The sequence below is a fragment of the Candidatus Lokiarchaeum ossiferum genome (assembly GCA_025839675.1).
Taxonomy (GTDB): Archaea; Asgardarchaeota; Lokiarchaeia; order Sigyniarchaeales; family Promethearchaeaceae; genus Lokiarchaeum; species Lokiarchaeum ossiferum.
The window spans coordinates 4190290-4205373 of sequence record CP104013.1; the positions used below are offsets into that span (position 1 = coordinate 4190290).

Below are 15084 nucleotides of genomic sequence, written 5' to 3' on the forward strand. Positions count from 1 at the left end.
AGCAGAGGAATAAAATGAAAATCCTGATAATTGATGACAAAAAAGAAAATAATTATTTAGTTGAACGTATGATCACTAAATTAGGTTATGAGGCTATATTGGCTGAAAATGGTGTAGAAGCTCTTGAGCTATTATTTAAATTCGATTTTATTATGGTTATTTCTGATATTTTAATGCCAGAAATGGATGGATTTCAACTCTGCAAAATAGTCCGATGCTTAAAGAAATTCGATGGTTTAAAATTTGTATTTTATACTGCTACTTATACAGAAAAAGAAGATGAAGAATTTGCTATGGAATTGGGGGCAGATAAGTTTTTGAGAAAACCTATGGATCCTCAATTATTTTTACAGGAGATTCAAAAACTGCTGCAAAAAGAACAAGCTGATCACGATTATCGTAAAAATTATATTAAAAAACCTGAGAAGGAGATTTTTAAGCTCTATAACGAACGCTTAATCAATAAATTGGAAAAAAAGACTCGTGAACTTGAAAAATTTAAACAAATGGATGGGGAACGCTTAAGAGCCCAAAAAATTGAATCACTCGCTTTAATTGCTGGGGGAATTGCTCATGATTTTAACAATCTATTGGTAGGAATATTAGGAAATACAAATATTATTCAAACGGATAAGTCTTTAAGTATTGAAGTTCAAGATTCTTTAAAAGATATTGAAAAAGCGACACTACGGGCTAGCGAATTGACCGAGCAACTTCTTGCTTTTTCAAAAGATGGGAATATTATCAAAGAAACTAAGGATATCACTCCTATAATTGAAGAATCGATTTCACTTGTGTTACGAGGTTCCAAATCAAAATGCATAATTAACACACAAAAGAATTTACCCAAAGTTGAGGTTGACTCTGGCCAAATGACTCAAGTGTTTAACAATCTATTAATCAATGCAAATCAATCTATGGAAAATGGTGGAGAAATACATGTTTCAATTGAAGTTGTGCATATCTCTGATGATCTTGAATTTCCCTTACCGTACGGGCCATATGTTCAAATATCCATTAAAGATCAAGGTGTAGGTGTTCCACAAAACGTCCACCAGCATATATTTGAGCCTTATTTTACCACCAAAGAAAAAGGGAATGGATTGGGTTTAGCAACTTGCTATACAATTATTAAACGCCATGGTGGGTATATTTCATTCAAGTCCAACCCAAAAACTGAACCCGGTACGACTTTTCAAATTTTTCTCCCAATTTTTGAACAAAATTATGAATAATTCAAATCTGAATTAGTTTCGATTCATTTTTTGAGGTTTTTGGGTTATTTAATAAAATGAGTGTTGTTTTTTTTTCCTTCCGACAAAATATATTTTGTCAATCAGGTTGTTGGCACTACTATCATCGAATGCGACATGATACTAATAGTATCTACGTGATTATAGTGTAACATGTCGATAGGAGAAGCAGAAAAAAGTTAAAAAAAAGGAATTGTTCCCCTTTTTTAATAATATCGATCTAAAGAGCGCAATTGACATTAAAAACCAATTTTACGAACGTTTTTTTGTTTTACTTGCAGGAAAATTTAAATAAAAAATTTTATCAGAATTCAATTTTTCAATCCATTCTGTTACATTTATAAATAGAATTCGTTGTTCTGATGTGAAGTTCACGATATTCGTCATTTTCATCTTGAATGAATGTAAATTTCATCAGTGAATTTCTTATTTGAAAACGTAAATTACGCAGAGGAAAAAGCTCTACAGGAGTTTCACCCAGAAAAACCGCTTCGAGAGATGTTGAATTTTTCAGTTGGATCACTAAAGGATTGTTTAGAAAATCATAGGTTCCTATAAGCAATTTTAACAAGCGTTCATCTCTTAATGCATTATCGGGCTGTCGTTCGAATTTTAAGGGTGGAAGTAATTCATCTAATTGGATTTCGAATTTCGTAATTTCTCCATCAGCGTTTTGATTAAATATTACAGGCCAATATTCATCCCAAAGATAGAAATAAAGCATGAATGTGTCATAGTGGACATGAACCAAAGGAAATTCAAACCGCGGGGTTTTTAATACTAACTGTTTCTCCTCATTTTGAATTATTTCAAAGATTGGATAACCGGGGTGTTTATATTTCCCTTTGTATTCTGTTAATGGAAAAGATGGATGGGTATGTTGTTTTGCACTGTTAAGAATGAGCTTTTTCATATCCCTTTGGGCATTTTTAACTGAATCACGGGTTTTAGTGGATTCTTCCATCCAGTCCCAACGTTCCAGATCGAGTATTATATCAAGAATTTCATTACTGACTGCTTTATGAAGAATTGAAGGGTATTCATTTGCAAGCACCACAATACCTATGTTATTATCGGGTAAAAACGTCACTTGACTATTAAATCCATCAATTCCTCCGGTATGTGTGATCACTTCGAAACCTCGATACATACTTATAAACCATCCCAAACCATAGCTCTCCATTTTTCTCCAGTTTTTTTTGGGGAATAAATCACGATCTTCTTCCTCAATAATCGTGGTAGGTTTGTGGAGTTGGGAAAAAATCTTTGGGGCGATTAAAGATTTATCTCCAATCTTTCCTTGATTATATTGGAACATTAACCATTTCGCTAAATCCTTTGGAGTTGTTTTAATTCCTCCTGCGCCTGGTGTCGATTCAGTATGATAATTCATTAAATGGATCCCCTTAGGATCATTCTTATATGGTTTCGCCATGCGTTGTGTTTCGAATGCTTCGTTATCCGATAAGGTCGTATCTTCCATTCCAAGGGGATTTAAGATTTTTTCTTTCAAAAAAGCAGAAAATTTCATATCACTGAATTCTTCTACAATTTTAGCCGCTACATAAAACATCAAATTATTATATTGGTAAGTTTCTCGTAGATCTTTTGAGAATTCTAAATAGGGCATTCGCGATAGTAGTTTTTCATATGTGAAGTTATCATCCAAATACCACATCATATCATGACCAGATAATCCTGTCCGATGGGATAATAAATCTCGTAAGGTAACGTGCTCATTTACAAATTTATCGGAAGTTCGGAATTGTGGAAACTTTTTTCGTAATGGCTCATCCCAAGCCAATAATCCTTGATCTACTAAGAATGCAATCGAGGCCGCTGTGAATGATTTTGAAATGGAAGCAATATTAAATAATGTATCCTCTGTCATCGAAATGTTATTTTCGATGTCTCTATATCCATAGCATTGACTATAAATGATTTCCTTCTCGTGAGTAATAACAATTGCTAATCCAGAAGATTTTTTTTTTTGAAAATGCAGTTCTAGTTTTTGTTCTAATGATTTTATCTCTTCTTTCACATCAATATTTTTCATACAATATTACCTCTGTTTTTAGAAAAATTTAATTCTTCAATAAAGTTTTCCAATTTTCGAAATTCATAAAGCATACTTTCTATCCACAAGATCATTATTCCTACGGTGATAAGCAATATTGGAATATCTATAGGTATAACCTATGGAATAAACCAGTCTTCCACCTATCGAAAAAATTCCCCTTGTTAGTCAGGCCGTTGGCCTTCCTATCACCCCTATCTGGCACCATACTAATTATAACGTACGTTATTATTATGTAGCATGACAATAGGAAAACCAGAAAAAAAGTCAAAAAAACGGAAATATTGTCTTTTTTTCAGTAATACCATGACAATGATATGATTACCACCAAAAAACCAATTTTACGAACGATTTTTCGTTTTATTTGCTGGAAAAATTAGATATAAATTATTCATCCTTTTTTTTTATTTGCAAAAATTTAAAGGAAAGGACATTGAGCTATGAAATATGAGTCAAATAATCCTCACCACGGGACGAGGCACAAAATTACGACAAAATGATTCATCACTGATGACCCTCAATATTACTCCCAAAGATCCAAAGGAAAAATCTCAACTTAATCAAGTTATGATGATTTTAGAAGACATTTTAATCCCCATAAATCATGTAGGGATTGCTTCCACCGATGGAATAAAAGTCACAATCCCCCCAGAAAATGCTTACATGGTTTTGAATACATCTGAAACGACGATCTGTGTTGAGACGGGTGAAATTGATTATACTCAGCATTCTATCCTCTATGATCCATATTTATATGAGCATGAAGATCATGTGGATTATGATTCAGCAGAATTCATTAAAACCTATGATATTCCAGCTGGATACACTGATGTCCTCCCCAAGTGGTATTCCATTAAATTTTCCTATCCTGAATTCAATCTAATCTTTGTGCGACCTGGTTTAGGGATTAGCCTACAAAGTCATGCTAAAAGGGAAGAATATTGGGAAATTGCTGCCGGAGAACCCATAGTCATTTCAGGATCTAAGGTATCTTACAATAATCCCCAAGGAACCAAATTTTATATCCCCCTAGGAAATTTACATACAATTATTAATCCTTCTAAAGATGTCTGGGTGATATTAAAGGAAACCTATAAAGGCAACTTTGATGAAAAAGATATCGTTCGGGTATTTAATCCGAATCATTATAATTAGATTTTTTGACTTTTTTAGAATCATTTAGCGAATCTATTTCTGCCAAAATTTCCTTTTTTGATACTCCTTCGCTTCTTCATGAGTTTTTCGCAAGAAATCTATCTTAGAAAACCCCTTAACTCGGGCTAACCGTTCATGATTAGATATTTTAATATCATGATGGGTAATTGGGTGTAACATTTGCCAACCTAACCATATGATTCCCCCTGCTACCAAAAAAATAGAGAAGGTTGAGACAATAATAACTCCAACTTCCCAGCCAACCCATGGAAGGCCATAAATTTTTGCAAGCCATGTTGGGGCAACATGAGATTCATAATAAAGGTTGAGCGGCATGGTAAGAATAGTCCACGGAATTAATATTACCCAGAAAAGAATTTGTCCTATCCCCCAAATTCTTCCGTAAATATTCCGCTTCATAATAATCATAAAATGTAGAATGATATAAGAACCATTTTTTTTGAAACAATACGGAAAGTGTTTTTCTCCTTAAAAAAATCTTAACTAAAATCAAGAAAATGAATGATTTTCTTAAGATAGTCACGTCTCTCAATTCAATTTGTAAAAATGTTATATTTCCTGTCTCAAAGTTGGTCGAATCAAGTATTGGATTTTTTTCACCAAGATATATCCTGCCAAAAGGGCAGTAACGCCATTGGCTCCAACAATATTCCAATCTTGAAGGAAAAATCCATAAATAATCCAAAAAGTAACTCCGGTAGTAAACAAAATCCACATACTAAGTGAAATATCATCGGTTTTTCTCGTCCGATAGACTTTCCATGCTTGAGGAATAAAACTGATGCTTGTCAATATCGCAGCCACAGATCCAACTAGTTCATACCAGAGTGCCATTACGTGGAATTATTTCACACCTTTATAAAACTTGACTTCGTTTTATTCTTTTTAATCAGTTAAAATGAAAGATTACAATTTTTTCCGATTAGATCGATTTTGGTTAGAAATCAAAAATTCAAGAATCTTTTCAATTGCTTCTAAAAATCCTCGAAATTTAAAGCCAATTTTTTTAATGGCTCTTTTTGCAAAAAAAGATAAAAATCTAAGGATCCCTTATGGATGTAGAATTTTCAATCGCACAATGAAATAGATCCAGTTTCCCTCAGCTACGAAATCCCATTAAAATGTTCAAAATTGAGAAAATATTTAATCTGATTCAAACGACCTTTGATTTGTTTGTTAAGGAGCGACTTTTATATTATTTTCCTGAATATATTCCCCTTGTTAAGAAAATTCTTCTTTAATTCCTTTCTAAGTCAACCAATTTGCTTATAATTTGCTAAAATTGATTGCCACGTTATTTAGATCACTCATTTGCAAATTTAAGTAGACTTGAAAGGATGATTGCTTCTTTTCTGAGAGAATTGAAGATGAGAATGGCAAAAAGGGAAGGATTGTAGAAATCTCCCTATGATACCAAAAAAAAAGCTTTTGAATTTTCGTTTATTCTGATTTTGTTTCGGCTTCAGCTGCTTTGCTAGCTGCTTCTTCAGCTTCCAACTCTTCTTCTAATTCTTCAAGAGGTACTGGTGGTGGGGTTGTAATCATTGAATATCCAATCCACATAGCAAGTAAACCGATCATGATCACAGCTAATGTCATTGGAACTACGACGGCCCATCTCCAATCAAAGAAAGCCCAAATTCCGGTAGTTGCACCATCATTGATTAAATCCAAAGGACCCCAAATAATATATAAGACTGACATTGCCAATCCGATCAACAAGATGACAATTCCGAATGCTTTATCTTTACCCATATTTTTTCACTTTATAAGATTATATAGAGGATAAAATATATCCTTAACTCCTAAAATTAAATGCCCTTTAAAAACCAATTGATTCCAATTTCATCTCAGAAAATCAATAAATTCCTTTTTTATTTGGTAATGAACTCTAGTTTTTATTATAAAACATTTCTTTTAGAAATTAGAAGCAATTAAAAATAAATAGTTTAATTGGTCCTTGTAGAATTATGGTTTTGGGGTAATTTCTGTTCCACATTTCTCGCAAATAATGCGCTGACCTGCTTTTAGGGGTAAAAGTAATTCTTTGGGAATGGCGGATTCACATACAGAACATCTAAGGATGCTGCTATGTTCATCGATATGCTCAATATTAACCCCAGAAATTTTTTCAGTAAATTGAAGGTTTTCACGCTCAGTTTTGTAATCTTGATATTTTGACTTAGCGGATTGATAACTATTGACTGCCTTTTTCTTTAATCTTTGCCAACGGCCTTGGGGTTTTGAATTTTGAGATGTTTCATCTTCCATAGTTTCTCTTCCTTATGATAACAAACTAGTTCATTAAATTAAATCTTTCACATTGCTGGGGAGAATTAATGAAAATTAAATTGCGCGAGTGGTTTTGCTGAAGTTCATCGAAGAGATCTTGAGATATTTTTAATTTTTTCCTTTTGAAATCTGTCATAGGTTGATCTGTTGAAAGATTTGGTTTAGAATATTTCCCAATTTTATCCTCAAAATCATATCCGATCATATAAAAGGGATAATTTGATGGTATGATGTGGTGAAGCAAGAAAGGACCTCGATCGCCGTCGGTAAATCCTCCCGGGTTAATTATCGGATATCGGGAAGTGGTTTGGGTGGTGCAAATCAAATTGGGGGAAGTTTGTAATATCGATTTGAAACGATGGATATTAGGAATATTATCTCCATGACCGAGGATACTTGCTATGCATCCTGAATTGAGGTTGTTTTGCAATTGATCTGGTGTTATTCCATCTAAATCGGAGACAATGAGGTCTGGATAAAGTGTAAGTTCATTTAAACATCGAGTTGCCCCATCTGCCGCGATTATAAAAAAGTTTTCTCGGTGTTTTTCTAAGATCTGGACCATTATGGTTAAAATTGGCTGTAGACTTGGACCTGCACCACAAAAGATCAAGTTTTTTTTTTTTAATCGATTTTGAAGGGAATTAATCACATTTTCCACGGGAATGTTCTTTCTAAGGGAGTAAAGTAGATCTCGTGCAATAATGTCATTGTTTTGATCGAAATCAAAAACATCTCGAATTTTTTGATACCAAATAGCAGCATTTGGGTATTCAAGAAGATTTGAATCCATATATCACCATATTCTTTTTATTACAAAAAATCTTTTCTTTTCTAAGTAGTAGGTCAAAAATATGGAATTGATCCTTGGGAAAAACATAATAATATTGAAAGAGTCGCTCTTTTATTCGAAAGTACATAATTGGGTGGATTTGAATGAAGATGTGGCTACAATTGGATTGACTGATTATGCTCAAGCTGAGATGGGCGAGATCTCAATGGTGGAATTAATGGAAAGGTCACTGCCTGGGACTGAATTATCTCAAGTCAAATTTCAAGGAAATTTTCCCTCATCGGCTCCAATTCCAGATGTGACTATTGAGAGTGCAAAAACTGTTTCTCAACTATATTCTCCCCTTTCAGGAAAAGTCATTTCTGTCAATTCCGAATTATGTGTTGAGCCTGAGCGAGTTAACCTTTCTCCTTACGAGAGAGGTTGGTTGATTACTTTGGAACCTACAAAAATTGACCAAGAGTTATGCAATTTAATGGATTACAAGGAGTATGCACAATTTCTCAAATCTTTATACTGATCTTTAATTCTCTCCTTCATTGATTCGACATTTACCTGAGTTTATATTCTGAATCTTGTAATATTAATTTCGTGATGTAAAATGAATATTCCTGCCAAAATTGGATTTATAATTAACCCTATTGCTGGGATGGGCGGATCCGTTGGTTTGAAAGGGTCTGATGGTGTAGAAATTCTTCAGAAATCTCGTGAGTTGGGAGCTGTTGCTCAAGCAAATCGACGAGTGCAAGAATTCTTATCTCATCTTTCTGTAGATAAAAAAAGCATCTCTTTTGTTTCCCTGCCTGGGATCATGGGGGGAACAATATTGAACCAAAATGGATTCAATGTCGAATTATTACATAGTTCAGATCTTCCAGTTGAAACTGTTTTATTTGAAACTTCTCCTTATCATACAAAAAAAGCTGCAGAGTTGATGCTTCAATCTCATGTAAAACTTCTTATTTTTGTTGGGGGGGATGGAACTGCTCGCAATATCGTTGAAGCAGTTGGCACATCGCTCCCATGCATGGGGATCCCAGCTGGAGTTAAAATTCATTCAAGTGTTTTTACAACAAATCCCAAGACCGCAGCAGAACTGCTCGAGATATTTCTTGAAGGTGGGTTAACTTTGCGCGAATCAGAAGTAATGGATATTGATGAAGATGCTTTTCGAGAAAATCGGGTATTATCCAAACTGTATGGTTATTTAATGACTCCCTATGTCCCCACTCTCTCTCAACCTTCCAAAATGGCCAGCCCTCAAACGGATCATGAGCATCATAATCAGAACAGAATGGCGGAATGGATTATTCAACAAATGGATAATTCTGGATCTGAGTATTATTATTTATTAGGTCCTGGAACTACTACCCGCGCGATTACAAATTTATTACAAGAAGAAAAAACGTTGTTGGGAGTTGATTTATTTTACAAAAAGAAATTAGTTGCTAAAGACTTAAACGAACAACAAATTTTGGAAATGATTGCTGATCACCCAACAAAACTTGTTGTGACACCTATTGGGGCTCAAGGATTTATTTTTGGTCGAGGTAATCTTCAGTTAAGTCCGAAGGTACTTACTACAATTGGCTTAAAAAATATTATTATTATTGCAACTAAATACAAAATTTCGACCTTACCCGACAGAAAGATGCGCATAGACTCTCGTAATCCCGATTTTGATAGAAAATTCACAGGGCTCCATCGCGTTTTGGTAGATTATGGCGAAATGCAGATTGTAGATGTAGTTTAGTTGGTCAATTTATTATAGAAAATCTTTTAGAAGTGATTCTAAAACGTGATAACCTTTAAAAACACCTAAAGCAATTTTTAGAGACTACAGGATGTATATTGGAAAAAGAGAACTAAAGATAAAAAAAAGATTACGATACTATTATTTTGCCCGTTTTAACTGCCATCATGTATTGCAGAATACCGAAGCTTGTACCTGCTAATACCATACCCAAAATTAATAATTTGATTGCATAATTATAATTGAAGGAATGTTTGGTTGCATTGTATAATAAAAAGAATCCTGATCCGCCGATAAAAATAAGTACTGCCGCAACAATTGATTCAATAACAAAAGCATCACTTGTTGAAGGATAGAGCCACATGATTGCACCTGATGCATTTCCTCCCATTGCACTTGGTTCTTTAATGAGAATGTAAATTCCACCCATCAACAACCAGAAAAGAAAGATGAACGTGCCCAATAGCATCATACTTCGCCCTGGACTCGGTAAAGATAAACTACCTTCACGATAGGTAGGGTATTTGATTCGGGGAATTCTAACTTGATTGCCCATAACCCATGGCATTTTTTTCCCAAATTTATCTTGGAGTTTTTCACTCATACTAAGCTTATTAGTTTTTTTTTTAAATTGATTTTGGTTTTTTTCTTTGGGTTTTCTTTGTGAAAATAAAGAAAGTTGATCACTACCTAAACCTTTAATTCTGGTTGGTAAAATAATATAGTATGGTTCTCGATGATCTCGGGTTGGCGATCCGAAGGATGTTCAATATTAATTTTAAAAAACAACCCGGGGAAAGCATCTTATTTATCTCGGATTATGTGCCTGTAGAGTATATTACTGAACAAAATTCACGTAAATGCGAGATGATAAATCAACGCTCGAATTTTGTTGAATTATTATATATGAGATCACAAGATATCTTTAGTGAATCTGAAGTTAACTTGATTAAATATCCTGCAACATTTCAATCTGGCAAAGAAATTCCCTTAAATGTAATCGAGATGATGAAATCGCATAATATTTTTGTGGCTCTTACGACCTATTCTTTAACTCATACAGATGGTATTCTGGAAGCTTGTAACAATGGTGCTCGAGGAGCTTCCATGCCTGGTTTCACACCTGATATGTTTGAAGTATCCCGCCCGATGGCTTCTGACCATGACAAAATGCGGGTACTTGGTGAGAAATATATAAATGAGATAATTAAAGCGAAAGAAGAAGACACTGAAAGACAATGCCAAGTTAAAATTCAAGATCAATCAAAAAATTGCTTGGAATTTGATATCTTAGGTAATAAGCGTCATTTCCGCCATAATTTTGGTTTGTTTCACAAACCAGGAATGAGTGGAAATTTACCTGCTGGAGATATTCATATTTCCCCTGATATTCAAGAAAATGCTTTTGGTCGCATCTCAATTCCAAGAGTTTGGACCAAATTTTGCCACCCTGAAAGTGAATTTTTAACCCTCATTTTTGATCATGGGTGTGTATCGGCGATCGAAGGTGCTAAGGATAGTCTGATGGAATTTTTAGGTTTTAAAGAGGGAAATCGGTCTCCAGCTACAGAAGAATTAAAATTATCGCGGCGTAATTTAGCGGAATTTGGAATTGGGTTAAATCCATTTGCAACCAAACATGATTCATTATTAGAAGCTCAAAAAATACTCGGGACGTGTTATATTGGACTTGGTACCAGTGATACATTAGGTGGGGTTGTGAAATCCGATACTCATTTAAATTTCGTTATTCCAGGCGCCAATCTTTTTATCAATGATAAACAGATCATTACCAATGGAGTTCCCATTTTTAAATAGCCCCTGGACAATCAAAAGTAGTCTTTGATTCCTTCCATTGTAATTTGAAATTTTATAATCTGTTCTCTTTTTGTTTGACTATTCAACAAATGAGCGTATCTTACACCAGATTCCGTTGTTACAATTGAATTTTGTTCAATTTCTCCTAATAATATCCACTGTTTTATGTACATATCTAGTGTTGTTGCTAAGATAGGAATAACCTTAAAAAAATGTGAATCGTCCATTGCAGCGGTCACTTGGGATGTGACTAATATTGGGATATTGAATTGTTTTGCCCATATCTGCAATTTATTCAGTTTACTTGCTAAGTCTGCAATAATCGAATTGATTGGTTTATTATTTAAGGCAATTTCGTGGCGATAAAGTTTAGTAAGGGAATCAATAACTAAAAATTTGCTTTCTTTTGTACGAAGAATTTCCGGAATTTTTGGAAAAACTTGAGAAAATTCTGAGAGGGATTGTAGTGAGATTACATCGATCTTTTTAAAAAGTTCATGGGGGGATAATCCTTGTCCGACTGCCATTTGTCCAATTCTCTCTGGACGAAATGTGCTTTCCGTATCAATAAATAGTGCGATTTTTTCTGGGAGATTTTGTTGAAATTTTTGATAAACGGATATTAAACATTGATGAGCAAATTGAGATTTTCCAGATCGAAATGGTCCATAGAGCAAAGTAAGTTGACCTGCGTTTATACCATTGAAATCAAGAATACTATCCATGTTTATAGAACCAGATGTAACATTCCATTGATCTTCCAACGAAGCGTGCCAATTCATTAATTCTGGCTGATATTTTGCCCGAATTTTTTCAATTAAATAGTCTAATTTCTTTAAATTTGATTGAGATTTCTCTATCCCAAGTATCGAAATCATTTCTTCCCGATTTAACAAAGCAAAAAAACTTAGATCCGTCCACCCTTTTTTTTTTAATTGAACCATTCTTTCTTGATCCAAGTTTACTTGATCAAAAATCTCCACATCTTATTGTGTAAAGGGAAAACAATAAAATTTTTTTATTTTGGAACCTTATTTATAAAGATATGGTAGCTAAAAAAAAGAAATCGACGAAAGCAAAGAAATCGACAAAAGCAAAGAAAACGACGAAAGCTAAAAAATCGACGAAATCTACAAAAAAAAAGACTGCAGTGGCAAAAAAGAAAACAACAGTAAAGAAAGCTGTTGGAAAGAAAACAAAAACTACTGCAAAGCGGACTACCAAGAAAAAAAAGACCTCGGTCAAAGTAAGCTCCGCAAAAAAAGCTACCGCTTCAAAAAAAGTGAAGAAATCTTCTCGGAAACGAACATCAAAGGGAAAAAAGGTAGTCTCTGCTAAGACTAAAAAATTAAATTATTCTGATGTGGATCAAAAAATCTTAGATCTACTTGAAGTTCAACCCCAACATATTTTATATTTTGACGATATTGAGTCGAATTTTGGTTTTTCTGTAGAAGAGATCAAAAAAGCTTGTAAACGATTAGAAAATCGAAATCCTCCCAAAATCACAACGAAGTTAGTGATGGAAAATTCAAGATGGATCATTCGAATTAAAAAAGTTGAAGATTATGGTATCGATATTTCAACAAAAAAGAAATCTACTAAATTAGTATGGAATACAGCTAACGATTTACCGTGTTTTATTTGTCCTTATATAAAAAAATGTAGTGATGGGCAAGAACTTTATAATCCTAAATCTTGTGCGTGGTTAACAGATTGGTTGATTTCATCAGTAAATAGTCCTGAACCATTTACAGGCAATCCTTTTCATCCTGATTACACATCCAAAAAATCTCGTGCTGAATCAAAAGAAGAAGCCGCTAAAGAAGTAAAAAAGGTTGAATAAACTAAAATTTTTTAAATTTTAAGCCGATGATATATAATTCTCGGCTAGTATCTCTGGAAGATTGTGGTTTCATCCTCTTTAACATTGAGAAATGTTCTTTATACTTTTGAAGAATTTCATTAGTTTCTTCTGATTGAAAGACCTTTATTGCAACGTTGCCATTTCTACGTAAGTGTTTTAAAGCGATTTCAAATACTTTTTCAACCATAGATAATTGAATTGCAACATCTCGGAAATCTCCGGTAGTCTTCGGGGCTAAATCGGAAACAATTGCATCATATGGGCTATTTTCTTGAATTACTTTGGCACATTGTTCTTTAAAAATATCTAATCTATATGTTTCAATGAAAGAAACGTCTTCAAATGGTTTAATTGATGTCAAATCGATCCCAATTGCTTTGAATTTTTTGGATTGTTGATCAATGGGACGTTTGAGAAATTCGTCCTTAATGTATTCCAACCATGCCCCGGGTGCAGCACCTAAATCGAGAATGCGCTTGGAATTTCGCCCATTGACTTGAAAGATATTATATTTTTCGTTAATTTGTTTCAATTTATAATAAGAACGGGCACGATGGTTTTCTTGCTTGCTTTTCTTATAGTACTTATCATTTCTTTGTTTATTAATCCAAGAATTTCCTTTCTTCGCCATGTGATATCACATTCTAGGGATGATAAAATGAATTTTGGATCGTAGTAATGGTTTTCGTTTTCTAATCAAATCTTTTATTTATTGGACGAAATTCAGTTGAGATTGAAAATACGTGAGGTGTCGAAATCTCAATAATTTTTTTTGGTTTGAATTCTTTTTAACCATATTATGGATAATTTTGAAGCAGCTCTCGCTAAATTAATTATACGAGAAGAAGGTGAAATTAAGTTTTATACGTTTGATTCCACACAATATTCCGATAGTGGAAGTGCTTTAAAAAAATCTATGCCTGTTTTTTATAATCCCATACAAGAAGTCAATCGATCCTTAAGCCAAATTGTATATCGAGCTTTTCAACAAGTTACGGCAGATGATGAGCATTTTCAGCCCTTTACAATTTGTGATTCCATGGCAGCTTCGGGAATTCGATCTTTAAGATTGTTAAAATATCTCGATCATCCTATAAAAGTGATTAGTAATGACTTAAATCCCCTTGCTCTAAAAATTATTGAAAAAAATTTAGAGTTAAACAACTTTTCTCGGGAAGATCTTGAGCTTACAAATGAAGATGCTGCTTTTCTTTTTTCGAAGCTCCATAATTCTCGTCAATATCCATCATCTATTGACATAGATCCATTTGGTACTCCCAATATATTTATTGAACCTGCTTTGCGAGCAGTAGCTCTTCGAGGTTTGGTGGGGATTACTGCAACTGATACTGCTGTGTTATTTGGTGTAAAACCAACAGCTTGTGCAAGAAAATATAATTTGCGATGTTTACGTTCTTCTTTTCTTAAGGAGGTGGGACTTCGTTTATTACTTTATTATACGGCAATTCGCGCTCATCCTTATATGAATTATATTGAACCTCAAATGTCTTTAAGTTTTGAACATTATATTCGTATTTTTGTGCGTGTGTTTAAAGGAAAAGGAGGTGTGAATCGTAATCTTGCGAATTCTGGTTATATGTTGTGGTGTCCAAAATGTGATTGGCGGAAAACTATCGGTCTTGATTTACGTAATTCACAAGTGGGATCATCTTGTCCTCTATGTGGGTCAAAAATTGATTATGGTGGACCACTTTGGATTGGTCCATTGCATGATAATTTATTTGTAGAAAAAACAATTTTAGTTTTAAATGGGTCAACTAAAGAGCAAATTCCTTCCAAGAAACGTTTGACAAAACTATTGAATATAGTGAAGGAGGAAAATCAATTTCCACCGGGATATTATGATCTCCATAAATTATGCGATCTTCTCAATGTTTCTGTTTCGAAATCCACAGATATTCTTCAAAAAATACATGCTGCTGGTTTTCAAGCGGGAATGACTCACATTGACCCACGAGCAATAAAATCTGATATTCCGATCAATTTACTGAAAGAAATTTTAGTGAATCTTCATAATAGTTAAGTAATAAACAA

General features: G+C 33.8%; 16 protein-coding genes. 7 read left to right on the top strand and 9 right to left on the bottom strand.

All coding sequences use genetic code 11. The annotated features are described in order from the left end of the window. Positions 1-14: 14 nt before the first annotated feature. The gene (locus tag NEF87_RS17875) at positions 15-1235 is read left to right on the top strand and encodes an ATP-binding response regulator (protein ID WP_457916899.1); all 1221 of its coding nucleotides are present in this window, start codon (positions 15-17) and stop codon (positions 1233-1235) included. Positions 1236-1572: 337 nt separating this feature from the next. Here NEF87_RS17875 and NEF87_RS17880 read toward each other — a convergent pair whose 3' ends face one another. Continuing rightward, a complete protein-coding gene (locus NEF87_RS17880) occupies positions 1573-3309 on the bottom strand; it encodes a serine hydrolase (RefSeq protein WP_457916900.1) in 1737 nt (578 codons plus the stop codon). 468 nt (positions 3310-3777) lie between these two features. Here NEF87_RS17880 and NEF87_RS17885 point away from each other — a divergent pair, with 468 nt between their 5' ends. After that, complete coding sequence (locus NEF87_RS17885) at positions 3778-4485, top strand: hypothetical protein (protein WP_457916901.1); 708 nt, start codon at positions 3778-3780, stop codon at positions 4483-4485. 33 nt (positions 4486-4518) lie between these two features. On the opposite strand, the gene NEF87_RS17890 is transcribed toward NEF87_RS17885, so the two are convergent. The 5 genes from NEF87_RS17890 to NEF87_RS17910 form a co-directional block, all read right to left on the bottom strand. After that, on the bottom strand, positions 4519-4905 hold the full coding sequence (locus NEF87_RS17890) for a hypothetical protein (RefSeq protein WP_457916902.1): 387 nt from the start codon (positions 4903-4905) through the stop codon (positions 4519-4521). A 150-nt stretch (positions 4906-5055) separates the two neighbouring features. After that, entirely contained in the window at positions 5056-5340 is a 285-nt protein-coding gene (locus NEF87_RS17895) for a SemiSWEET family sugar transporter (protein ID WP_457916903.1), read from the bottom strand. A gap of 606 nt (positions 5341-5946) precedes the next feature. Then, positions 5947-6261: a hypothetical protein gene (locus NEF87_RS17900; protein WP_457916904.1), complete on the bottom strand. Its 315-nt coding sequence runs from the start codon at positions 6259-6261 to the stop codon at positions 5947-5949. Positions 6262-6474: 213 nt separating this feature from the next. Then, positions 6475-6777, bottom strand: coding sequence for a hypothetical protein (locus tag NEF87_RS17905; protein WP_371802809.1), 303 nt, complete (start codon positions 6775-6777; stop codon positions 6475-6477). Positions 6778-6802: 25 nt separating this feature from the next. Then, complete coding sequence (locus NEF87_RS17910; RefSeq protein ID WP_457916905.1) at positions 6803-7591, bottom strand: 6-hydroxymethylpterin diphosphokinase MptE-like protein; 789 nt, start codon at positions 7589-7591, stop codon at positions 6803-6805. A 61-nt stretch (positions 7592-7652) separates the two neighbouring features. On the opposite strand from NEF87_RS17910, the gene NEF87_RS17915 reads away from it, so the two are divergent. Together NEF87_RS17915 and NEF87_RS17920 are read left to right on the top strand one after the other, a co-directional pair. After that, on the top strand, positions 7653-8111 hold the full coding sequence (locus NEF87_RS17915) for a glycine cleavage system protein H (RefSeq protein WP_457916906.1): 459 nt from the start codon (positions 7653-7655) through the stop codon (positions 8109-8111). 81 nt (positions 8112-8192) lie between these two features. Further along, positions 8193-9344, top strand: a complete 1152-nt coding sequence (locus NEF87_RS17920) for an ATP-NAD kinase family protein (RefSeq protein ID WP_457916907.1) — start codon at positions 8193-8195, stop codon at positions 9342-9344. Positions 9345-9474: 130 nt separating this feature from the next. Here NEF87_RS17920 and NEF87_RS17925 read toward each other — a convergent pair whose 3' ends face one another. Continuing rightward, positions 9475-9948: a hypothetical protein gene (locus NEF87_RS17925; protein ID WP_457916908.1), complete on the bottom strand. Its 474-nt coding sequence runs from the start codon at positions 9946-9948 to the stop codon at positions 9475-9477. A 122-nt stretch (positions 9949-10070) separates the two neighbouring features. Between NEF87_RS17925 and NEF87_RS17930 the strand changes: the two genes are divergently transcribed. Then, positions 10071-11162, top strand: coding sequence for a hypothetical protein (locus NEF87_RS17930; protein WP_457916909.1), 1092 nt, complete (start codon positions 10071-10073; stop codon positions 11160-11162). A gap of 11 nt (positions 11163-11173) precedes the next feature. On the opposite strand, the gene NEF87_RS17935 is transcribed toward NEF87_RS17930, so the two are convergent. Beyond that, on the bottom strand, positions 11174-12145 hold the full coding sequence (locus NEF87_RS17935; RefSeq protein WP_457916910.1) for a hypothetical protein: 972 nt from the start codon (positions 12143-12145) through the stop codon (positions 11174-11176). A 62-nt stretch (positions 12146-12207) separates the two neighbouring features. On the opposite strand from NEF87_RS17935, the gene NEF87_RS17940 reads away from it, so the two are divergent. Further along, positions 12208-13008, top strand: a complete 801-nt coding sequence (locus tag NEF87_RS17940; RefSeq protein ID WP_457916911.1) for a hypothetical protein — start codon at positions 12208-12210, stop codon at positions 13006-13008. 1 nt (position 13009) lies between these two features. Here NEF87_RS17940 and NEF87_RS17945 read toward each other — a convergent pair whose 3' ends face one another. Beyond that, the gene (locus tag NEF87_RS17945; protein WP_457916912.1) at positions 13010-13660 is read right to left on the bottom strand and encodes an SAM-dependent methyltransferase; all 651 of its coding nucleotides are present in this window, start codon (positions 13658-13660) and stop codon (positions 13010-13012) included. A gap of 168 nt (positions 13661-13828) precedes the next feature. Here NEF87_RS17945 and NEF87_RS17950 point away from each other — a divergent pair, with 168 nt between their 5' ends. Further along, positions 13829-15073, top strand: a complete 1245-nt coding sequence (locus NEF87_RS17950) for a tRNA (guanine(10)-N(2))-dimethyltransferase (RefSeq protein WP_457916913.1) — start codon at positions 13829-13831, stop codon at positions 15071-15073. The last annotated feature ends 11 nt before the right edge of the window (positions 15074-15084 follow it).